The organism is Mucilaginibacter sp. Mucisp73 (assembly GCF_059491465.1).
This window is the reverse complement of record NZ_CP168507.1, coordinates 4,730,045-4,752,275: the sequence shown is the minus strand read 5'-3', so window position 1 is coordinate 4,752,275 and position 22,231 is coordinate 4,730,045. Positions and strand designations below refer to the sequence as shown.

General features: G+C 44.1%; 21 protein-coding genes and 1 tRNA gene. 9 read left to right on the top strand and 13 right to left on the bottom strand.

Annotation, left to right across the window (positions count from 1 at the left end):
• The first annotated feature begins 48 nt into the window (after positions 1-48).
• Positions 49-125: transfer RNA gene (locus ACEN82_RS19635), tRNA-Asn, on the top strand.
• Positions 126-300: 175 nt separating this feature from the next.
• On the opposite strand, the gene ACEN82_RS19630 is transcribed toward ACEN82_RS19635, so the two are convergent.
• From ACEN82_RS19630 to ACEN82_RS19620, 3 genes are all read right to left on the bottom strand, one after another.
• Positions 301-1,242: an NAD(P)-dependent alcohol dehydrogenase gene (locus ACEN82_RS19630; RefSeq protein ID WP_413322019.1), complete on the bottom strand. Its 942-nt coding sequence runs from the start codon at positions 1,240-1,242 to the stop codon at positions 301-303.
• A gap of 18 nt (positions 1,243-1,260) precedes the next feature.
• A complete protein-coding gene (locus tag ACEN82_RS19625; protein WP_413322020.1) occupies positions 1,261-2,331 on the bottom strand; it encodes an alkene reductase in 1,071 nt (356 codons plus the stop codon).
• Positions 2,332-2,409: 78 nt separating this feature from the next.
• Positions 2,410-3,393: a helix-turn-helix transcriptional regulator gene (locus ACEN82_RS19620; RefSeq protein ID WP_090534044.1), complete on the bottom strand. Its 984-nt coding sequence runs from the start codon at positions 3,391-3,393 to the stop codon at positions 2,410-2,412.
• Positions 3,394-4,028: 635 nt separating this feature from the next.
• Between ACEN82_RS19620 and ACEN82_RS19615 the strand changes: the two genes are divergently transcribed.
• The gene (locus ACEN82_RS19615; protein WP_112657540.1) at positions 4,029-4,445 is read left to right on the top strand and encodes an acyl-CoA thioesterase; all 417 of its coding nucleotides are present in this window, start codon (positions 4,029-4,031) and stop codon (positions 4,443-4,445) included.
• 150 nt (positions 4,446-4,595) lie between these two features.
• Here the strand turns inward: ACEN82_RS19615 and ACEN82_RS19610 are convergent, their stop codons facing one another.
• Entirely contained in the window at positions 4,596-4,991 is a 396-nt protein-coding gene (locus tag ACEN82_RS19610; protein WP_413322021.1) for a DoxX family protein, read from the bottom strand.
• 421 nt (positions 4,992-5,412) lie between these two features.
• Between ACEN82_RS19610 and ACEN82_RS19605 the strand changes: the two genes are divergently transcribed.
• Both ACEN82_RS19605 and ACEN82_RS19600 read left to right on the top strand, forming a co-directional pair.
• A complete protein-coding gene (locus ACEN82_RS19605) occupies positions 5,413-6,204 on the top strand; it encodes an alpha/beta hydrolase (RefSeq protein WP_413322022.1) in 792 nt (263 codons plus the stop codon).
• A gap of 32 nt (positions 6,205-6,236) precedes the next feature.
• Complete coding sequence (locus ACEN82_RS19600; protein WP_413322023.1) at positions 6,237-6,377, top strand: hypothetical protein; 141 nt, start codon at positions 6,237-6,239, stop codon at positions 6,375-6,377.
• Positions 6,378-6,781: 404 nt separating this feature from the next.
• On the opposite strand, the gene ACEN82_RS19595 is transcribed toward ACEN82_RS19600, so the two are convergent.
• Positions 6,782-7,843 carry an alpha/beta fold hydrolase gene (locus tag ACEN82_RS19595; protein ID WP_413322024.1) on the bottom strand — a complete coding sequence of 354 codons (1,062 nt, stop codon included), beginning with the start codon at positions 7,841-7,843 and terminating at the stop codon, positions 6,782-6,784.
• A 328-nt stretch (positions 7,844-8,171) separates the two neighbouring features.
• On the opposite strand from ACEN82_RS19595, the gene ACEN82_RS19590 reads away from it, so the two are divergent.
• From ACEN82_RS19590 to ACEN82_RS19580, 3 genes are all read left to right on the top strand, one after another.
• Positions 8,172-10,463, top strand: a complete 2,292-nt coding sequence (locus tag ACEN82_RS19590) for a GH92 family glycosyl hydrolase (RefSeq protein ID WP_413322025.1) — start codon at positions 8,172-8,174, stop codon at positions 10,461-10,463.
• A gap of 446 nt (positions 10,464-10,909) precedes the next feature.
• Positions 10,910-12,028 carry a Gfo/Idh/MocA family protein gene (locus tag ACEN82_RS19585; protein WP_413322026.1) on the top strand — a complete coding sequence of 373 codons (1,119 nt, stop codon included), beginning with the start codon at positions 10,910-10,912 and terminating at the stop codon, positions 12,026-12,028.
• A 284-nt stretch (positions 12,029-12,312) separates the two neighbouring features.
• A complete protein-coding gene (locus ACEN82_RS19580) occupies positions 12,313-12,579 on the top strand; it encodes a DUF4342 domain-containing protein (RefSeq protein ID WP_090534028.1) in 267 nt (88 codons plus the stop codon).
• 52 nt (positions 12,580-12,631) lie between these two features.
• Here the strand turns inward: ACEN82_RS19580 and ACEN82_RS19575 are convergent, their stop codons facing one another.
• Positions 12,632-13,519, bottom strand: coding sequence for a dienelactone hydrolase family protein (locus tag ACEN82_RS19575; RefSeq protein WP_413322027.1), 888 nt, complete (start codon positions 13,517-13,519; stop codon positions 12,632-12,634).
• A 332-nt stretch (positions 13,520-13,851) separates the two neighbouring features.
• Between ACEN82_RS19575 and ACEN82_RS19570 the strand changes: the two genes are divergently transcribed.
• Positions 13,852-14,889, top strand: a complete 1,038-nt coding sequence (locus ACEN82_RS19570) for a hypothetical protein (RefSeq protein WP_413322028.1) — start codon at positions 13,852-13,854, stop codon at positions 14,887-14,889.
• 36 nt (positions 14,890-14,925) lie between these two features.
• Here ACEN82_RS19570 and ACEN82_RS19565 read toward each other — a convergent pair whose 3' ends face one another.
• From ACEN82_RS19565 to ACEN82_RS19535, 7 genes are all read right to left on the bottom strand, one after another.
• Complete coding sequence (locus ACEN82_RS19565; protein WP_413322029.1) at positions 14,926-15,528, bottom strand: DUF1684 domain-containing protein; 603 nt, start codon at positions 15,526-15,528, stop codon at positions 14,926-14,928.
• A gap of 532 nt (positions 15,529-16,060) precedes the next feature.
• On the bottom strand, positions 16,061-16,462 hold the full coding sequence (locus ACEN82_RS19560; RefSeq protein WP_354486263.1) for a nuclear transport factor 2 family protein: 402 nt from the start codon (positions 16,460-16,462) through the stop codon (positions 16,061-16,063).
• 17 nt (positions 16,463-16,479) lie between these two features.
• Positions 16,480-17,019, bottom strand: coding sequence for a carboxymuconolactone decarboxylase family protein (locus ACEN82_RS19555; protein WP_354486264.1), 540 nt, complete (start codon positions 17,017-17,019; stop codon positions 16,480-16,482).
• A gap of 20 nt (positions 17,020-17,039) precedes the next feature.
• The gene (locus ACEN82_RS19550; protein WP_413322030.1) at positions 17,040-17,612 is read right to left on the bottom strand and encodes a DUF417 family protein; all 573 of its coding nucleotides are present in this window, start codon (positions 17,610-17,612) and stop codon (positions 17,040-17,042) included.
• 67 nt (positions 17,613-17,679) lie between these two features.
• Entirely contained in the window at positions 17,680-18,537 is an 858-nt protein-coding gene (locus ACEN82_RS19545; protein WP_413322031.1) for a helix-turn-helix domain-containing protein, read from the bottom strand.
• 417 nt (positions 18,538-18,954) lie between these two features.
• A complete protein-coding gene (locus tag ACEN82_RS19540) occupies positions 18,955-20,157 on the bottom strand; it encodes an aminotransferase class V-fold PLP-dependent enzyme (protein ID WP_413322032.1) in 1,203 nt (400 codons plus the stop codon).
• Positions 20,158-20,162: 5 nt separating this feature from the next.
• Positions 20,163-20,630: a GNAT family N-acetyltransferase gene (locus ACEN82_RS19535; RefSeq protein WP_413322033.1), complete on the bottom strand. Its 468-nt coding sequence runs from the start codon at positions 20,628-20,630 to the stop codon at positions 20,163-20,165.
• A 91-nt stretch (positions 20,631-20,721) separates the two neighbouring features.
• Here ACEN82_RS19535 and ACEN82_RS19530 point away from each other — a divergent pair, with 91 nt between their 5' ends.
• A complete protein-coding gene (locus ACEN82_RS19530; protein WP_413322034.1) occupies positions 20,722-22,167 on the top strand; it encodes an aminotransferase-like domain-containing protein in 1,446 nt (481 codons plus the stop codon).
• Positions 22,168-22,231 lie beyond the last annotated feature (64 nt).

Here is a 22,231-nt window from a genome sequence, read left to right as displayed (position 1 = left end):
AAAATATCAATGAAAATTATACTTTTGCAATCCCCAACCGGACAACACTCCTGAGTAGCTCAGCCGGTTAGAGCATCTGACTGTTAATCAGAGGGTCGCTGGTTCGAGCCCAGCCTCAGGAGCCATAAAATCAATGACTTAACCCAACTCTGGCGAGTTGGGTTTTTTTTATTTGCATAAAATTTGAATACTTTTTCGATAGTCGCTGGGTAGTGAAAAAAATGGCTTGTCGGAATCGCTATTTTGCCGGTAATTATGACCTTTTATTTCAGTGATCATCCCCTATCGGTTTGACTTTTTTCAATTAACCCTGATTACTGATTTTCCGACGATGTGCGCTTTAGGAGCCTCAGCGTAAGCAGTTTTAAATGAATCAAAGGAATAAGCCTTGCTGACTAAGACAGAAAGTCCCGCTTCTATATATCTTTTAAGGTCTTTTAAATATAGCTGCGAAGGTTTAAGCATGAGGACCTTATATTTTTGGGGTGAAAAAAGACTGATGAAAAAAGCGGAGACGATCTCTTTTGGCCCCGGAGCAGTATGCACATAGACAGAAGAAGTCTTCATAATCTTTTTTGCAACACTATAAGACATTTGATTAGACAGATCGATCACCACATCGTAAAGCTTTCCGGCTTTAAGAACATCTTCCTTGCGGTAGTTAATTACAAAATCACTGCCCCAATCTTTTGCTGCCTTTAAGCCACCATCACTTACAACGGCTGTAATGGTGGCTCCTTTCGTTTTGGCAATCTGTATGGCGAACATGCCTATTCCTCCGGAAGCACCATTGATCAGCACCTCCGAGCCGGTTTGAATATTGACTAAGGTATCGAACAGCTGGATCGCCGCAGAGCCTACCACCGGCGCGGCGGCCGCCTGCTCAAAAGAAATTCCCATGGGTTTAGTTGCAATATCTTTTTCCTCTGCAATAATATATTCAGCTAAAGCCGCCCCTTTAAAAACATCAAGCAGGCCGTATACTTCGTCTCCTTCTTTATAGTTTTTAATGGAACTACCGGTTGCCTCAACTATACCTGAAAAATCGATACCGGTGCCTCTTGGAAATTTGCTGCCTGACATTAATTTCATTTCGCCGTTTCTTATCTTCCAGTCCAAGGGATTGATGGAGACTGCTTTGACCTTGATCAGGATTGTTGTTTCACTGACCTCTGGAATAACTGTATCGGTCATTTCCAACACATCGGCGTTGCCGAATTTATGATAAACTATCTTTTTCATTTTTGATCTCTTATTGAATTAATTAAATAATACCGGATAATCTGTATAGCCTTTAGCGCCCGGTGTGTAAAGGGTGGTAAAGTCAGGGGCATTCAGTTCTGAGCCATGGATGATTCGCTGTTCCAGATCGGGATTGGCCAGGAATCCCCTACCAAATGCGATCAGGTCTGCATCTCCTTTATCCAGTTCGGCTTCAGCCCCTTCGGCAGTAAAGGTATTGCAGTAAATGAGCGTTCCTTCGAATTCGGTACGGATGGCGTTTAAGGTTTGTGCTGGAACCTGCGGGCTGAGACTGATGTGGATATAGGCCAGGCCAATCCGGTTAAACTCCCGGCTTAAATAAATGTATGTTTCCTCGGTTGTGTCTGCGTCATAGGCCTGCAGGTCGCCAAGGGTAGAGTTAGGCGAAATTCTTACACCTGTTTTTTCTTTACCTATCGCTTCTGCTACTTGTTGTGCAACTTCAATAGCAAATCTGGACCTGTTTTCAATACTTCCGCCATAAACATCGGTACGGTCATTAACGTTAGGGTTAAGGAATTGTTCGATCAGGTAGCCATTTGCAGCATGCAGTTCCACGCCGTCAAAACCCGCAGCTATTGCATTTTTTGCGGCGGTGACATACTGGCCAATCACCTCTTTTACCCCTTGTGTTGATAATACTACAGGCACAGGATAATCCTGCATACCTGCGTTATCGGTATACATTTGCCCCGCTGCCGGAATAGCAGACACACCAATCACATGCGCACCTTCCGGCAGATTAGCCTGGTGGCCGATACGACCTGTATGCATCAGCTGCACAAATATTTTTGTATCGTTTTGGTGTACGGCACCGGTGGTTAATTTCCAGCCTTCAATTTGTTCATTGGAGAATATGCCGGGGATACGGGCATAACCAAGGCCTTCGGGTGCCGGAGCAGTCCCTTCGGTAATGATCAGTCCGGCCCCGCGGCGCTGGCTGTAATATTCGGCCATAAGCGCGTTAGGCAGGTTGTCAATAGCACGGCTGCGGGTCATGGGTGCCATCACTAAATGATTCTTTAAATTCAGTGCCTGGCTGGTATAGGGCTTCAGTAACTTTTTCATATCGTTTGTTTTATTTGATAGGTCAAATGTCCGCAGGATATGACGGTTAAAATAGCGCCTCAAGCCCGAAAAATAGTCCTATCCGACAAGCGTGTATTTTTTGGGGGTGGTTCCAAAGTGTTTTTCGAAAAGCCGTGAGAAGTGGCTGAGGTTCGAAAACCCAAGCCGGTAACCAGCCTCAGAAACGGAGTAACCCGCATGTTTTAATAAAAAGCCGGCTTCCTGCATCCTTTCATTCTGGTAAAAGTTATAAATAGTATCGCCAAAGGTCTGCTTAAACAAATGCTTCATTTTTGTTTCGCTCAGGCCGGCATTGGCTGCAAGTTCGCTTAAATGAGGTGGCTGACCCAAGTCAGCCAGTACAGCAGTCCTGATCAGGTATAATTTATCTATATCAGCTTTGTTAACAGGACTTTGTTTGTCGCTGTCCCTTTCCAGCAGTTTATCAAACAACAGGTAGATCATCTCATGCGCCTTGTTACTATAAAACAGCTCGCTCAATTTATTTTGTTCGTTGATCTCCGAAACAAGCTTCAAAACCCTCGCCACATCCGGGTACATCTTTTCATGATAGAAGAATAGATTATCGCTATTTAAAATAGTTTCCAAAGGACCATTAACCTGGTCTACCCGCAGGATGTCGGAAAGCAATTGCCTCTTGATGCCGATGACACCAAAATAGACCTCGACATTGGCGGGAAAAATAGTTTCGGTGGATATAGCGGTGGAGGCGATTTGGATTGACGACCCATTCTTCTTTAAAAATTCTACCGCCGTTTCCCGGTCAATAGCAGATCCTGCAGGTAGCTCATTACTGTTGAATACAATGGAGATCAAATCACTGACTTCAGCGGGGGACTTACGCTTTAAATGAAATTCCTCTTTCAAAGTATAATGATGCAATACGAACTTAAAGCCGGGTGCTACATCAATCGCCTTAATGTGACCTTCGCCCATATGCGGCGGAATTTTCAGTTCATTCTTGAAAACGGGAATATTAAAATGGTTGCCAAAGCTTTTGACAAAATTAAAACCTGCCTGCACCGTAAATTCAAAAGTCATGTTTAAAAATATGGATTTTATATCTTAATGTTTTTAACAAGGTAGATAGCGACACGTTTTTTTTAAAGCCTAAATCCTCAACATTATTAATTAATTGAATTAGTCGGGCATTGTATATTTAAATTAAGGCTTAGGTATTCTATTATTTTTACCCATCATATTTTGTTACACTCAGATTTTATTTAGTTCTCAACTATCAAAATCTAATTATTTCTTTTATTTTTTTGTGTCCGACTCGGACATTCCCGGAGTGATGTCCGGATCGTCATAATTAATTTACATCTATAACCACCCAAAAAAGCTGTTATGGAAATATTAACTTTTTGTAATTGATGTTTTGTATCAGTGCCTCGTTAGCTATTATATCAATAGTGCAACGCATCGCTAATGCGGTTATGGGATTGGAATCATTGATCTCCGATAAGAGCGCGGAATTGAATTACCTGTTTTCAATGACATTAAGCCTAACAGTCAGAGGGTCGCTGGTTCGAGCCCAGCCTCAGGAGCAAAGCCTTACAAACAAGAGGGGCTTTTTATTTGATACAGCCCGGACTGATCCATTAAAATTCAGATCTCTCATTTCCTGAAACCAAAAGGTTCAATAGCTTTGCAATCCAACAAAAAGGTTAATTATTATGGAATACTCAAAAACCTATATTGCCAAAGATGAGCATATAGATGTACAGGAGATCATGGATGGTTTATATTATCCGTTTTATATGGAATATTGCAGGCATGATTATATCAGGGAAATATTGGGGTTTGATTTTGAAACCGAAGCTAAAAACGGCATTTACATGGTACTTTCAAACTATAGCATCAGCTTTCTCAGATCACTGAAAAAGGGCGATGAATTTAAAGTTACCTGCACCTTGTATACTGATAAAGGGGGCTTGCCCAAGCTGCACTTTAAACAATCTATAATATGCAACAATAAGGTAATGACCAAAGCTGTATTTACGGGCACCTGTGTGCCGGCAACAGGCGGCAGACCGTATTTACCGGCCTCTGTATTAGAAAAAATAAAGGATGCCCCTGTTCTTGAAGATTAAGCGACCGGCAGAGCACCTGCCCCTGCCGGATAATTATGCGGCAAGGTAATATTATACAAAAGAGGCCACCTGTGGGATAGCCTCTTTTGGGATTGCTTAAAGCCTGAAATAACCGATGTATTATGAACCGGCCTGCTGCAACTTAGCATTTTATACAACGGCAGGGGCTGCGTATGTAGCCGGATAAAGTTTACGGAACATCAGGTAGGTTACTGTTACCATGATAAATGCAACAATGGCATCTATGGTGGCGGGAAAACCGAGTACAGCGATTTTAGACAAAAAAGCAAATATAATATCGAAGAAAATACCTGCAAATACCCATTCTTTTAATCTAAGCAATCTGTTAGGTGTTAAAAGAACTGCTACTCCCGATAGTTTAGCGACACCAAGAATATAAATAAAGTGCGGAGGATAGCCCAGTTTTAAGGTGATATCCCACACAAACTGGTTTTTGGTCAGCTCGCCAAATCCGCTTGCTGCAAACCATAATGAAGTCATTGCTGTTCCTATCCAATAGATTGTTTTTACTGTTTTTGCTGTCATGATATGTAGTTTTGAGTTGTTTGATGGCTCAAAATTGTAGCAAAATCAACGGATATCTAACCACTTTTGGGATGAAGCAGACAAACCGAGCTGCCGGCCGGACAATCCGGGCCCCAACTTCCATATGTCATTGATGCAAACTGTTTCAATACGTTAATTAAAGCCTGCCAAAAAGTTTTTTTGTTCCTCAGATAATAATTGCTGCGGTCACGGTGACGGGCGTATAAACTAAACGCGATTGTGGCGGAAAGACGGGTTTTATGCTGCAGTTAAATGGATTAACATGCAATGCCTAACCTTAATTTTTTCAATGTTTGAAATGTCCGGTTCAGGCACTTCTTTGTCGGGTTAAGGCACTTGAGCGCGGTATGCGGCAAGTTGAAAGATATTTTTGGGAGTAAATCAATAAATACTTAACAAAATGAAAACTCAAATCAACATTACCAAACTAACAATAGCTGCTGCCGCAGTCTTTTTGTCTACTTTCAGCCCAAAAAACAGCTTGGCTCAAACTACACCTGCTGTAAAGAACATTGTTATAGTACACGGCGCTTTTGCCGATGCATCGGGATGGGAAGGCGTATATAAAATATTAAAAAAGGATGGATACAACGTAACTCTTGTGCAAAACCCGCTTACTTCGCTCAATGATGACGTTGCCGCAACCAATCGTGCCCTGGAAAAACAGGACGGCCCCGCGGTGCTGGTAGGGCATTCTTGGGGCGGTTCGGTAATTACCGAAGCCGGCGTATCGCCCAAAGTAGCAAGTTTGGTGTATGTTGCGGCTTTTGCGCCGGAAGTTGGCCAGTCGACCCTGGATGTTTACCAGTCGGGCCCGGCACTTGCCAAAAATGGTATCCTGCCTTCCGATAAAAATGGCTTGGTATATTTTGATAAAGCGCTCTTTCACGAATGTTTTGCAGCTGATTTGACTGAAGCGAAAGCAGATTTTATGTTTGATTCACAACAGCCGATTGTTGGCTCAAGCTTTGTAGCCCCATTAACACAGGCCGCCTGGAAAACCAAACCAACTTATGGCATTGTGGCCACCATGGACAAAGCCATCAACCCCGAACTGGAACGTACAATGTATAAACGTGCCGGTGCTGTAGTTACAGAGGTTAAAGGCAGTCACGTTATATTTATATCGCAGGCTGCCGCTGTGGCCCGTGTAATTGAAACTGCTGCAAAAAATGGTTCTGAAAAAAAATAAGGTGATCTTATTTTAATTCATTTACTAAAAAGATGGAAAGGGGCGACCGTTTTAACGGCTGCCCTTTTCCTGTTGAAGAGCGGTATGCAATCTTTGCCATGATGGTATTGGATACTGCTACGAGTTCCACCAGGTTGTTCCGCAGATTTAAGGTAGCCCGTAAAACCAATTGATAAAGCCAGTCTGGTAAAATATATAGTATAGCAAGCGCAGGTCAAACCCATAGCGGTTTACATGACGCAAATGCGTTTATATTGTCTGCTGTCCTATAATAGATTCTCGAAGATTTAATTAGCTTATAAATAAAACGATCAGTTTCAAGGAATCAATTTGAGTTGCCGCCTGGCGGGCTTCAGGCATTGAAGGGGGCTATTTCTGCAGCCTTGCCCTTTGTAGGATTTGATTGCCGGTAACAGATTTTAATGATAGAGCTCAACGATGATTGCACCAGAGGTGCAAAAGGGTTTTAGAAAGACAGACAGGTGTGAGCACCTGCTTTTAAGTAAACAAAAAACCAGGAAAGGAAATGCATTTTAACATTTCCTTTCCTGGTTACCGTGTTATTTAAAAAGAGGGGTTATTTATCTGGCAAAGCTTCGGCCTCTATAATGGCGTCAGCAAAAGCTTTAGGGGCTTCCTGGGGCAAATTATGGCCTATGCCTCCGTTAATAGTATGATGTGCATATTTACCTTTAAAGCGCGCGGCATAATCAGCAGGCTTAGGATGAGGAGCGCCATTGGCATCGCCTTCAAGAGTTACAGAAGGTACGGTGATAGGAGGTGCGGTTGCTAATTTTCTTTCCATGTCATCATATTTTGCCTCACCTTGGGCAAGGCCCAGGCGCCAGCGATAATTATGGATCACGATAGCAACATGGTCGGGATTGTCAAAAGACGGGGCGGTTTGGGCGAAAGTAGCGTCGTCAAATTTCCAGTTGGGTGATGCTGTTTCCCAGATGAGCCTGTTAAAATCGCGCCTGTTTGCCTCGTAGCCCATTTGGCCGCGTTCGGTACTAAAATAAAACTGGTACCACCATGATAGTTCTGCTTTGGGCGGTAATGGTTTTTTATTTGCTTCCTGGCTGCCTATCAGGTAGCCGCTTACCGAAACCATTGCTTTGCAGCGTTCAGGCCATAATGCCGCCACGATATTTGCTGTACGAGCGCCCCAGTCAAACCCGCCGATAATTGCACGGTCTATTTTCAGGGCATCCATTAGTGCGATAACATCAGTAGCTATTGCTGCCTGCTGTCCGTTCCTGAAAGTTTGCGCCGAAAGGAATTGCGTTGTGCCATGGCCGCGCAAATGAGGTACAATAACCCGGTAGCCGGTTTTGGCAAGTATGGCTGATACTTCAACATAGCTATGTATATCATATGGCCATCCGTGAAGCAGGATAACAGGCTGTCCGTTTGCCGGGCCGCTTTCTGCGTAGCCAATATTAAGCAGGCCTGCATTTATCTGTTTGATCGAGTCGAAAGAAGCTGTAGAAAAAAGAGTATTGTTTTGCCGCGCCCGTGAATCTGCCTGTTTGGTTTCGGCTTTAAGTAAACCGAGACCGCCTAACTCTGCTGCTGCAACTGTTAATGCGGAGATGCCAAGAAAGCGGCGACGGCTGAATGTTGTTTCGTTGTTCATGTTTTTCGGATTAGTTTGATTAATAATTCGCCTTCAGATGCTTTCCTCATCATCGGGCATAACAAAAGTACACCGGCACCAGGATTATGGAAGTGGTTGATGCATGAACCGGACAAATGGTGACTTCAGTTAGACATATTCCCCGCCAGATTTGCCATTATCTGAAATAGTCGGAAGTGTCAGTGCTGGTTGGAAGGGAGTAACAACTAATCCTTACGGTTATCAGTATAGCCAGGTGTTTATACATCATTATTTTACTCGTGCATGTAACAATTAGCAATGATTGCTGTATTTTGCTGAAATTTTTTTGTTAATACGCTGTCCGAAAATGAACTTCATCTCCAAAATTGCAAACCGGTTTATTTATATCATTTTCTTGTTATTTCCGTGGCCGGTTTTTGCCCAAAACCTGGTTAAATATGTACAGCCCATGGCCGGTACAGCTATTGCCACTACAGCTTCGGCACTAAAACATGGACAGGCGGCTGATACACGGTTTGCCAATACCATTCCCGCGGTTACTGCCCCCTTTGCCATGACACAATGGACACCCGAAACCGAGAGCGGCGAAACCAAGTGCGTACCTCCATACTATTATAAAGACAGCCTGTTCAACGGCCTCCGTGGTTCGCACTGGCTAAGCGGGTCATGCACACAGGACTATGGCAGCTTTACCATCATGCCCATCACAGGCAAGCTAAAAACAGCTCATTATAGTGCAGCATTTAAACATGTTGATGAACTGTCGTCTCCTCACGTTTATAGCGTCAATCTTAACCAATATAAAGTGAGTGCCGCGGTAACCTCTACGGAGCGTTGCGGCATGATGCAGTTTACCATGCAGCAGGCTGACAGTCTTTATTTATTGATCAAAGCCAATAGCGATTATCATGAAGGTTTTGTAAAAGTGGATAAACGAAAGGGCGAAATCTCAGGCTATAATCCTGCTCACCGTATTTACCAGGGCTGGGGGAAAAGCGCGGGTTTCAGCGGTTTCTTTGTGATCAGGTTTGAACGGAGTTTAAGTAAAACGGGCACTTTTGCAGGCGATAAAGTATTTACTGCGGATAGCATCAAAAACGATGCAGGTACAGGGATTTATGCCGGATTTAAGCTCAATAAAGGCGAAAAGCTAACTATCAGGATTGGCACTTCATTTACCAGCCTGGATGGTGCCCGTAAAAACCTGCAGGCCGAGATGCCGGGATTTGATTTTGACAGGATTGTAGAAAGCAGCAGGGTAAAATGGGAAAAAGCCTTAGGGCAAATCAACATTTCAACTAAAAATGAGCAGGATAAACGGATCTTTTATACATCGTTTTACCATGCCATGCAGCATCCGCGCCTTTTTAATGATGTTGATGGCAGATACCCGCGGTTTGCCGGTGATTATCAAATTGAAAAGTTATCAGGCGGCAATTATTATGATGATTTTTCGATGTGGGATATTTACCGGGCACAGTTGCCGCTGTTTGAGATCCTGAACCCAACTTTGATCAATAACCTGGCAAAATCACTGATCCTAAAAGGTAAACAAGGTGGGTGGATGCCTGTATTCCCCTGCTGGAACAGCTATACATCCGAAATGATCGGCGATCATACGGCTTCTGTAATCAGTTCGGCATATTTAAAGGGGATCACTGATCTTGACGCTGAAGAAGCTTACCAAATTTTAAGGCATAACGCTTTTGAACTACCCGCCAATCGCGCCGATTATGTAGAAGGCAAAGGCCGCAGGGCGTTGGATAGTTATTTGAAATATCAATACATCCCGTTAGAAGATAGCGTACGCGATGCCTTTCATAAAATGGAACAGGTGAGCCGTACAATGGAGTATGCTTATGATGATTACGCGCTGGCGCAATTTGCAAAAGCTTTAAAAAAATCTGCCGATTATACCGCACTCACCAAACGGGCAAAATATTATGCCAATGTATTTGATGCTGCAAGTGGCTTTGTTCGCGGTAAACATGCTGATGGCACGTGGGTATCTCCCTTTGATCCTGATAAAAAGGCGACTTATATTACAGAAGGTACCGCACGTCAATACACCTTTTATGTACCGCAGGATGTCCCCGGCTTGGCAAAGTTGATGGGTGGAACGAAGAAACTGGAACAGTCGTTAGATAGCCTGTTTGAAAAAGGTGAATACTGGCATGGCAATGAGCCGGGGCACCAGATCCCTTTTATGTATAATTACACACCATCGCCATGGAAAACGCAAGCCGCTGTACGCAAGATCCTGGCTGCGGAATACAGTGATGGTCCGGGTGGTTTGGGAGGAAATGATGATGCCGGCCAAATGTCGGCCTGGTATTTGTTCGCTGCTATGGGTTTTTACCCGGTAAACCCGGTTTCGGGCGAGTACCTGTTGTGTTCACCTTTATTTGATAGAATTACGATCATGCTTCAAAACGGCAAAAAGTTTGAGATCATCTGTCATAAACCGGGCCTCAAATCAATGTATATCCGCTCGGTAAAATTGAATGGTAAAATGATGCCCAATAATTTTATCCGTTATAGGGATATCAGCAACGGCGGTAAGCTCGAAATATATCTGAACGATCAACCGGGAAATAACTGGGCAGTTAAACCATTAAATCAACCTAAGGGTATGTGATATAATGGAGCTTAGCATCGGAAGGTATTTAAAAACAGATCGAAAAATGTAATGATGTATAAACCATATTTTAGGGGGGGGCGCGCAGGGGCTGCGTTAGGGATAGAAGCGTAAAGCCCACAGCGCGGGTTAGGTTTGTGCGCAGGCAAGGCGAGGACTTGTAGCGGATAGCCCGGGCCGCAGGCAACGCCCATGTTATAAAATAGATTAAAAAAATACCTGATAATCAATAACTTATGATAGTTTCATTGTGGTGGGCAAAGCAATCCCAAACAATGAAGAGCTACTCTATAGGTCGGGCTGGGCTTCATTCCTCGCAATTACGATTTTCTTATTTGTTTTTAACTTCTTTTAGAAGGAGGCCCCTCATTCCCTGTAAAAATCAGATGACTTAAGTGTATTTTACCCGGAAATATGTAAATTGTCATAAACCAAAAAACATACCTATGAATTCTCGTCGTGATTTTTTACAAAAGTTGGGCTTATCGGCCCTGGCCCTGCAACTTGTACCATACTTAGGATGTGCAGCGGGAGCAGACAAAACTGAACAGGTTTATGACGGCCCGGTATTACGTGTGGCTATTATGGGACTTGGAGGCTATGGAACCATAGTTGCAGAAGCTATGCGGAAATGTACCAAAGCTAAACTGGTTGGGGTAATTAGCGGAACCCCATCAAAAGTTAAAGCATGGCAAAGCAAATATGGCATCCCCGAAAAAAACTGCTACAACTACGAGAACTTCGATAATATTAAAAATAACCCCGATATCGACGCGGTATATGTTATTACACCCAACGGCTTGCACCGCGATTTTGTGATCAGGGTAGCTGCAGCCGGTAAACACGCTATATGCGAAAAGCCAATGGCCGTGAATGCCAAAGAGGGGCAGGAGATGGTTGATGCCTGTAAAAAGGCCAATGTAAAATTGTTGGTTGGCTACCGGATGCATTTTGAACCAAAAACACTTGAAGTGATCAGGATGAGGCAAAACGGTGAGTTTGGGAAGGTCAGGTTTTTTCAGGGGCAATGCGGGTTTACCATCGGCGATCCCACACAATGGCGGTTGAATAAAAAGCTTGCCGGTGGCGGCTCTATGATGGATATTGGGATCTATGCCATCAACGGATCACGCTATATGACCGGTGAAGAACCGATATGGGTTACAGCCCAGGAAACTAAAACCGATACGGTGAAATTTAAAGAAGGGGTTGATGAAACCATCCAGTTCCAGTTCGGCTTCCCAAGCGGGGCCGTCGCGTCTTGCCTGTCAACCTACAATATGAACAATCTCGACCGGTTTTTCCTTGATGGAGAAAAAGGCTTTGCCGAAATGCAGCCTTCTACCGGCTACGGGCCAATTAAAGGCCGCACCCACTTGGGCGAGCTTAACCAGCCCATTACCACACATCAAACCGTACAGATGGATGAAATGTGCGAGATTATATTTAATAATAAAAAGCCGGTAGTACCGGTAAACGGTGAAGAAGGAGTGAAAGACCTTAAAATTATTGATGCCATTTACCTTGCTGTTAAAACCGGGAAGAAGGTGGAGATAAGTGTTTAATATTGTTCAAAGGTAAAAACATACGTATGTGCCGAATTTATTTCGGCACCTCACTGGGTATTCACGCTTGCCAGGTTTCACAATTAATTCTTGCAGACCTGTCCATCGCTTACTTTGGAAATGGGTGCCGAAATAAATTCGGCATGACGGGTTTGCTTTTTTTGTAACCAATTGAGAAGCCTCTGCAGTAAGGAAATTAATATTCCACCTACTATCTGCATATTTAGCCAAACCTGTAACAAGCCGCTGGTATGCTCATCTAAATATAAAAACTTAGAAAAAACATGAGCACCAAAGAAACATTTTCAATTAACGGTGAAGCGTTATTGGGAAAGATAAAAGAGATAATTAACGAAGGTAAAGCCAGCAGGATCACCATTTCGGACAAGCACGGTAAAGAGCTAATGACTTTTCCGTTAAGTGTTGGCCTTTTCGGGATGATCCTGGCACCGGTTTTTGCTGCCGTAGGTACCCTGGCCGCGTTGGTTACAGAATGTACCATAACGGTAGAACGGGAAGAGGAAGATAAAGAAGATACCCCCAAAGAATAAGGTATCCTCACAATATGCCCCTGCGAAACTAAAGACCTGAAATTTCAGGTCTTTAGTTTAAATTATCATTAAAAAAATCAATGGTCCGTTTCCAGGCCAGTTCTGCCGCAGCTTTGTCATAACGGGGAGTTGTATTATTATGAAAGCCGTGGTTCGCGTTTTCATAGATATAAGCCTGGTATTTTTTGCCATTTTCTTTAAGCGCTTTTTCGTATGCCGGCCAGCCCTCCGTAATCCGGGTATCCAGGGCCGCGTAATGCAGCAACAGCGGCGCTTTAATTTTAGGGACATCCTCAACAGCCGGCTGACTTCCGTAAAATGGAACGGCGGCAGCCAAATCGGGAACACGTACAGCCATCATATTGGCAATTCCTCCGCCAAAACAAAAGCCCACAACACCCACCTTACCATTGCAATCCCTATGGTTTTTAAGGTATTCATAGGCAGCTATAAAATCTTCCTCCATTTCGCCTTTATTTCGTTTGGCCTGCATGGTACGCCCTTCGTCATCGTTGCCGGGATAGCCGCCAAGCGGCGTTAATGCGTCGGGTGCAAGGGTAATAAAGCCGGCCAGGGCGGCGCGTCTGGCCACATCTTCGATATAAGGGTTCAAGCCCCGGTTTTCGTGAACAACCACTATGCCGCCCAATTGCTTCTTTGCATCTGCGGGCTCTGATAACAAGCCTTTAATTGTTCCGCCGCCTTTTGGCGAAGGGTAATTAATGTAGCCCGATTTTAAACGCGGATCATCAGATTTAATCTCTGCTGTCGACTGGTAATCGGGCATTAGGAAACTCATTAATGCGGTTACGGTAAGGCCGCCCACTGCATACATGGAGAGCTTTTGCACAAATGAGCGCCTGTCGAGGCGGTTATGTGCGTAATCATCATACAGGTCAAACACTTCCTGTTTGATATCTTCTTTGCTGATTTGGTTCATATTTCCGGAGGCTTTGTTCAAATTTACCGGTTAGGTTTTGTTTGGGGTGTAACAGTCTCGTTACCGGTAATGTTTTGTGTGTTGGATTGCAAGAATTTCTACCTGGTATATTTTTATTTCCTTACAACCTGGAAACTGTCAGACCGGTAACCACAAACTTTGAAAGCTTATTTTAACTGCCGGGCTGCTTTTTGTTTTCAGAGGTAATGTTTGATTATATTTTTGATTCCGGCGTGATGAAACTTGAACAAACTTGAACCTGTTATGAATATGCGGACACCTTCTGCTCTTTTACATTTGTTTACCAGGCAGCATGCCTTATAGTTTAACTCATGAAACCCACTGCATTAAAATTTTTAAGCTTTATAATATTATTGATTTGGAGCATTCCGCTGAACGCGCAAACACTATATGTAGATGTAAGCCGGGGTAGGGATGATGCCCCGGGTACGCAAAGTGAACCGCTGGCAAGCCTGGAAAAAGCGGTTGTCAAGGCAAATACGTTTAGCGGTGAAGAGCCCATTACCATTAAGATTGCGCCCGGCCTTTATATCATTAAAAGTGCATTGGCAATTCGTGATGAAAGTAACCGGCAGGTTGCTGAAAAATACACTTTCGAAGCGATGGTCATGCCCGGTGATCCCGACTGGGCACCGGCCAAAATGCCGGTTATCCAATGCGTGGCCGATTCCAACAGGGCCGGTAAATTAAAGCATGCCAGTTCCGCTTTCCAGATCGCCCGGAATCATGTAGTAATTAAAGGACTGAAGTTCACCGGTAACCCAAACCCCGCATCAGAGTATTATTACGTTATAGAAAGGAGGGACAGCACATTGACCGGGCTGGAAATCTCCCAGTGTTATTTTATCGGGGAAAAGAATTCTGCACCTATACAAGGAGGGGTTTTTGCCCAGGGTGCCGGTATCCGCGTAGACCATTGTATATTTTATGGGGTAAAAAACGCCGTTATGGTATTTCTCGGGATCAGGGATTTTTCACTCACTCATTCTATTATTTACGGGGCCTATGAAGGTGCTGTTTGGTACGGCTACGGCCAGAGTTCCAATATGCCGTTTACTTTCAGTGATAATATCGTTACCAATTGCAATTATTTTTGGATAGGTTACCGTGGTGCACATGCTAACTATGAGTTTGCCAATTCGCTTATCTCCGAAAACGCTTTTTATTTGGGCTTTAACGAAGAGGACGTAAAGCCAGACCGGCTAAATAAGCCTATAGAACAGAGTATCCAAAAAGTTGGAAAAGTAACCCTGAGCGAAGTGCAAACCAAAGGCATACCAAAAGATTACCTGAACCTTTCATCTTCATCACCAGGGGCGCACATAGATGCCGGTATTTTTGTAAGGTAAAAAATATTTAATGTGCTTGTTTAATTCAGATTTAGATCAATGCCCTTTCCCAAAGTTTTTTTCACCCGCTTCAACAGCAATATCGACCCGGTTTTCGTCGGGAGGTTTAGGGCATGAATAGCCGCTGCTGAAAGCGCAGTATGGGTTATAGGCTTTATTGAAATCTATAACAATCGAGCCGTTTTTAATGTCTTTGGTGGTAAGGTCGATATAGCGGCCTCCGCCATAGGTTTCAGAGCCGTTTGTAGCATCAGTAAAAGGCAGGAACAAGTAATTGCTGAACGCCGGGTTTTGCGACAGGGCTATGCTTTTGTAAATGGTTAACTGCATAGGTTTACCCTTTAGCGTAAACGAAAGCTGGGCGTAACGCACATACTGGCTACCTGTGCCGCTGAAGGTAGGTATAATAAAAGTTGGTTGATTAGTCAATAATTCAGCTTTAGCAGTTACGCGGTAGGTGCTGTCGGCATCATAAAACCTTAGAAATTGCAGGTCATCCTGTTTAAGCGGCGATCGCGGATCTTTTAAAAAATCATCCTTATAATTTTGCCTGAAGGCAGCAATTTGCTCTTTATGAGTTTGTGCAAAACTGTGTTGGCCAATGAAAAAGATAAATAGAAGGACAATGAAATATTTCATGTGTATTGCAGGGATTAGGCCCAAAGATAACGTAGATGCAACTCAAAAAAAAGCGTCTTTTGCGAGGCCCGAAGCAATCCCAGGCTTCTGTCCCACCAGGGCCTCTCGTAGAGGACCCTGATGTTCATAACTGACAGGAGACTGTATAAACGCGCGAAAACCAGGCTTACCTGCTTGGGGAAGCCATCAGGGTCCTCTGCGAGTTTAAGTTTACCCACAAAATTGCTTGTCGTTTAAACAGCAAGTCGTCGTGTTTTTCCCGTCTGGGGCAAAGGGTATTCTATAACTTTACGAGCTACAAACCTTTTGCACCTCTGGTGCATCTGTCCCTGGGCAATTAATACATGTTTATTAAATTGTAAAATCCCCCAGAAGGAGAACAGGTTTGTACAAAACGTCACACCCCTTACCCGAACCCGAGAGTGGTTCAACTTATCAGGATTACCCAATTTGACTATTGATTTATAGGGAAACTTAAATCTGCGAGAGATCCTGATGGAACGTAAATGAGTTTATAATATGCTGTATGACGTTAAATCACCCCTTCAATAAAAAACTTATTGATCCCTTCAACATCACTCAAATGGGTAGTTATCCGGCTAATCTTATTATCAGTAATATCGCAAACTATGGCTACCTGCTCATCCAGTATCAAATCGCCACGGCTGGCAGTATTGTGAAGCGACAGGGCTACACTATCCAATCCGTATAGAATGTGGTTTAATTGAACCATTACCCCAAAATCACGCAGCTGACCGGCACGTTTAATCACGGCATCGGCACCAACAGCAGGACCCGAAAGCAAACTTGTTCCCGGCAGGGTCCAGGTAACATCATTGGCAAGGGCCGGGCGCATGAGCTCCCAATCACGATTTTTTAGTCCTGTTAAAAACTTATTGGCTAACTGGCCTTTTACTTCTTCGGTGGTTTTCATGATGATATGTTTAGCTATTAGTTAAGAGGCTCAGCGGCAGGAAAATCTATTGGTACTTCGGTGTTGGCAAATACGTAGTTAGTGTACACACGTATGGTAATAAAGGCAATAAGGTCCATCAAAGCGACTTCATCAAAACCGGCTTCGAAAAAGTTATTTAGTAAGGTTTCATCGCCTTTACCTTTATTTTCAACAATTGATTTGGCTAAACCAATAATGGCGTCCAGTTTATCATCAGCTGTATGGCCTCTCCTGATATCCAGGGTTTGTTCTTTAGTAAAGCCGCGTTTCATGGCCAGCATACTATGACCGGCTAAGCAATAGGCACAACCGTTTAGCTCAGAAACAATTAGGGCAATGGCTTCCCTTTCTTTGGAGGTAAACACGCTTTTGCTCATGTCATCCTCCATATCCATAAACATTTTAAGTGCAGGTGCCGAATAGCCCATGGTGGCATAAAGGTTAGGTACCTTACCAACGCGTTTTGTGAAGATATCAAACATTACCTGCGCTTCGGCACTTACCTGTTCGCGGGTGGGAACATTTATAGTTTTCATGATTATATTATGGTTTAAGATTATTTACTTGCTGTTTTACGTTTTAGATAAAGTTGCGCGGTTTCGCTCATAGTGATGATGGCACCGCCAAGGATCACGACATCTTTAATAACCAAACGACCGCGGCCTGACAGGTATGGGAAGCCCCATTGGTTGTCGGTTAAATGTGGTACCCAGCTTTCGGGCGTAGTGACCAGGAAGGAAAGCGTGCCCAAAGTCATGATAAATACCAGGATACTGGCAATCATACTTGGCATTGGTACAACTTTATAAAGTGCAACCAGTATGCCCAGTGTTACCAGGAAAATACCCAGGCCAACAGAAAAGCCGTAAGTGTTGTTTTCGATATGCCATTGGTGGTTGGCAGCAATCAGTTCGCCTTCTTTATTGATGTGTTTTTTGTATTCTGTTGGATGGTTGTAAAAGAATGACATCACCGGACTGTTGGCCACAAAGGGTACAACGCCATCGGCTTCGTAAGTGAAAAATTTAAGCCCGCCTATCCAAAGGAATACGACTACGATGCCGAAACGGACTGCTTTTTTACCAAGCTGATCAAGGCCGGCTATGGTATTTATGATTGAAGTTTTCATGTTGTTGTCTTTTGATAAAGCAAAACTACAACGCTATGAGCCCCGCAAACATGGACGAAACGGGGTTTTATTTGTACAAATCCGCGACGATGGAGATGCCTGTTTTATCGCGAAAAGTTTGGGGCGATACTTTGGTGAACTTTTTAAATACCCGGCTAAAATAAAACTCATCCTGAAACTTCAGGTTGTAGGCAATTTCCTTAATACTTTGCCGGGTTAAATGCAGCTGTTTCTTGGCTTCGAGGATAAGCCGTTCCTGGATAAGTTGTGATGGTGATTTGCGGAAGTATTTGGTACAACGCCGGGTTAAATTATCAGAAGATATGGCGAGTAACGAGGCATAATCTGATGGTTTATGCAGATCAAGATAATGCTGGTTAAGCAACGTCCGGAACTTTTCCATTATTTCATCTTTTTGGGGTTTATCCTCACCGGTACTGATGCTATTTATTTTTATGCTGCTGGCCTTGGCCAAAAAAAGCTGCAGGTAGGCCCGCAATACAATTTCGGATGGTTGCGGCTGCATAAATTCGTCGTTCATCTGCATCAGTAACAGCTCAAACACTTTTACATCCTGTGGGGTAAGCGCAACTATTGGATCAATATAGATGTTGTTAAATAATAACCCATTGCAGGCTACTTCTTCGCGGTGGTACTCGATACAATAAAAATCACTGTGAAATTGTAAGATATTGCTTTTTATGGCGCGGCACTCGTCTACATAAATAATCTGCAGCGGGGTTGAAAACAACAACACCGGGCCCGTAAAAGGGAATGCCCCAAAATCTGCATGAAAGACACCCGATCCTTCAGGAACGAGGTAAACGGTATATTCAGAAAACTGGGCAGGCGTACATAAAATATCTTCCCGTACATCCTGTAACCCAAGTAAAAATTCACCTGCTTTATCGCGGATCGCTTTCAATGGCCAATAATTTATGGCACTAATATAAATATACTCTGCTTTTTAAAGCGACAACGAGTTTTATAGCGGAGTTTGCGCTCAAAAATTACAAAACATCAATAGATGCAGCTGTTTTGTTGGCAACTTTTATCAAACAAGTTTAAGCGTTTTTCGCTTGAACTATAACCCGCTGTTGTTGGTGACAACACCATAGATGTTCGGAAGAAATAAAAAAAGCGAGGGATTGTGCGATTCCCTCCCCTGGGGCGGGTGTAGGGAGGGAGGCATTCACAGACCTATTCGCCTGAAACGACGTATAAACCCCTCCCCGCCACCACGAAATCCAACCGCACCCCTCCCAGGGGAGGGAATTAAAAATCTTCCGAACACTTCTGGTGACAACACGAACAATAGCGGGGGCGCTTAATCGTGCGAATGTTAAACACTCACTCTAACCAACTCCTCTAAAACTCCGCATAAGGTATCAATCTCCTCCTCAGTATTATAATAATGCACGGAAGCCCTTATAATATTATTTAAGTGGTTTTTATTCATGTAAATGAGGGTTGAAACCGCCTTGCCAACTGATACGTTGATGTGCTTTTCGGCCAGCTTGTTTTTTACCGTTGCGGCCTCCATGCCATCTACCGAAAAAGTTACGATGCCGCATAACTCATCGCCAAAATCATGAACGCTTACGCCGTTAATATTTTTTAGTTTTTCGCGTAATAAGCCGGCTAAATATTGCACCCGCTGCCAGGTACGCTCAATGCCTATTTTGAGTGCATATTCAACCGCCTTGCCAAGGCCAAGTGTTAAGGCGCGGCTTTTTTCATACACCTCAAAACGGCGGGCATCATTGCGCGGTTTAAAATCAGTTTCGGTTACCCATTGGGTAGTGAAGCCATCCAGGAAAAACAGCTTCAGCTTATCCTGAATTTCTTTGCGGACATACAGAAAGCCGGTACCCCTCGGCGCCCGCAAATACTTCCTGCCGGTTACGGCCAGCATATCGCAGCCAATGGCCTGTACATCCAGCGGCACATGGCCTACGCTTTGGCAGGCATCAAGCAGGTACAAAATATTGTGTTTGCGCGCTATCCTGCCTATCTCTGCTACCGGGATCATGCCCCCTGCGGTTGAGGGGATATGGGTTACGGCTATCAGCTTTGTCCGGTCAGAAATAGCATCTTCCAAAGCCTGCAGCCGGAAATTACCTTGCTCATCATTGGGGATCACTTTAAACTCAACACCCAGTGTTTTTTTAGCGTGCAGCAAACCTATCAGGTTGGTTACATATTCCATTTCGCAGGTAATGATCTCATCGCCGGGTTTAAAATCAATGCCGTTAAAGGCAAGCCACCAGCCGATACTGGCGTTTTCAACAATGGCAATTTCATCCTTGCGGGCGTTGATGAGTCGGGCTATGAGGTTGTAGGTGTTTTCAAGCTCTTCGCGGTATGTGTACTCGGTTTCGTAGCCGCCGTTTTGCGCTTCTTCGTACAGGTAATCTATCACGGTATCAACCACCACATCGGGGTGCAGGGACGAGCCTGCATTGTTGAAATGGATGGTTTTTGTTGTGCCCCGGGTTTCGGACCTTAGTTGCTGTACTTCCTGTTCGCTTAGTATATTTTCCATCAGGTTTAGTTATTTGTAAAGTTTATTTCCATCATGATATCCGCCCGTTTGTAGGTGCCGGGCTCAACTGGGATTTCGGTAAAGCCCAGTTTGCGGTAAATGTGGATGGCATTTTCAAGCACTCTGTTTGAAAACAGTACCAGCTTTTTTATACCCAGTTCACGCGCTTTATCAATACCGGTTTGACATAGAAACTGACCGGCGCCAGCTCCGCGACTGTCTTTATCCACCGCCATTTTGGTAAGCTCGTAAACACCGTCTTCTATATATCGCAGTGCTACCGTGCCAATAATTTTTTGGTTCGAAGTGATAAAGTAAATGCTGCCGCCTGTTTTAATGATGGCCTCGTCGGGGTTTTCCAGCACCCATTTATCAAAAGGTTCAACGCTAAAATACTCTTCAAGCCATGCTTTGTTAAACTTTTCAAAATAGGGGGCATGTTGTGGCTGATAATCGATAACCTGTAGTTCCATGTGCTTAATTATTTGATCATTACAAAATAAAAACATCCGGCAATAGAAAAACAGATGCAGTTTTATTAATTTTGAGCATAACAGATTTTGCATGGAAAGTCCGGTACTCAATACAGACAACGATTTTTTATACTCGCAGATAGCCGCCCGGATCGAAAAGCAGATTAAACAGAACCTGCTGAAACCCGGCGACAAGCTGCCGTCGGTAAGGGCGCTGAGCCAGGAACAGGGCATCAGCATGAGTACGGCTTATAAAGCTTATGTTGAGTTAGAGAACCTGGGCTTGATAGAGGCACGTACCAAATCGGGCTACTATGTAAAATACCTGCCCGCCCGTTTTACCAGCGTGCCCGAAACCAAACCACCGCTTAAAAAGGTTAAACAGGCCAGCGTTGCCGAAATGATTGCGATGGTTTACCGCAACATGTCGGAAGACAGCGTTTTGCAGCTCTCGCGCTCATCGCCGCCGCTCAGCCTGATCCCGCTGGCCAAGCTCAGTAAATCCATGATGGAATCTATCCGTAATAGTCCATCGGGTAATATCACTTATGAAAACCCGCAGGGTAATATCGCTTTGCGCAAACAGGTGGCTAAAAACGCTTTTAACTGGGGTGGTAATATTACCGAAGATCATGTGATCACAACGCAGGGCTGCCTGGAAGCTTTAATATTTTGCTTAAGGGCGCTCACCAAGCCCGGCGATACCATTGCCATTGAAAGTCCCACCTATTTCGGGATTTTCAATGTGATGCTTAGCCTGGATTTGAAAGTATTGGAAATTCCGGTGAATCCCGATACCGGCCTCGACCTGGAATACCTGGAACGGGCCATGAATGAAGTGCCCGTAAAAGTATGCCTCTTTGTTACCAACTTTAGTAACCCAATAGGGGTTTGCATGCCCGATGAGCGTAAGCAGCAACTGGTGCGCCTGCTTGCTGAAAAGCAAGTTCCCTTAATTGAGGATGATATTTATGGTGAGATCTATTTTGGAAAAAGCCGTCCGCGCACCTGCAAAAGTTATGATAAGGATGGCTGGGTGATCCTTTGTTCATCGGTATCCAAATCAATAGCGCCCGGTTACCGGGTAGGCTGGTGCATTCCGGGCAGGTTTAAAGAACAGGTGCTGAATATTAAAATGATGCATTCCATAGCCTCGGCCACACCTACACAGGCAGCCATTGGTCATTTTTTTGAAACCGGGCGATATGACCTGCACATGAGGCATTTGCGGAAGGCATTATATACCCAATGCCTGCGGTATACGCAGGCTATCGCAACATACTTCCCGGCAGGTACAAAGATCAGCAGGCCACAGGGCGGCTATGCGCTTTGGGTTGAGCTGGATAAAAAGGTAAATGCCTTTGAACTGTACCAATTAGCAATAGAGCAAAACATCAGCATAGCTCCCGGCCAGATCTTTAGTGTGGACGGGCGGTTTACCAATTTTATCCGCATTAGTTTTGGGTTAGCTTTTGACGAGGTGGTTGAAGAGAGTTTTAAGGTGTTGGGGGAATTAGTGAATGACCTTATATCTTGAACTACAACACCACCCAATAAACTTAATTTTTTCTGAATGGATGATTAGTAATAAATTAGCATTT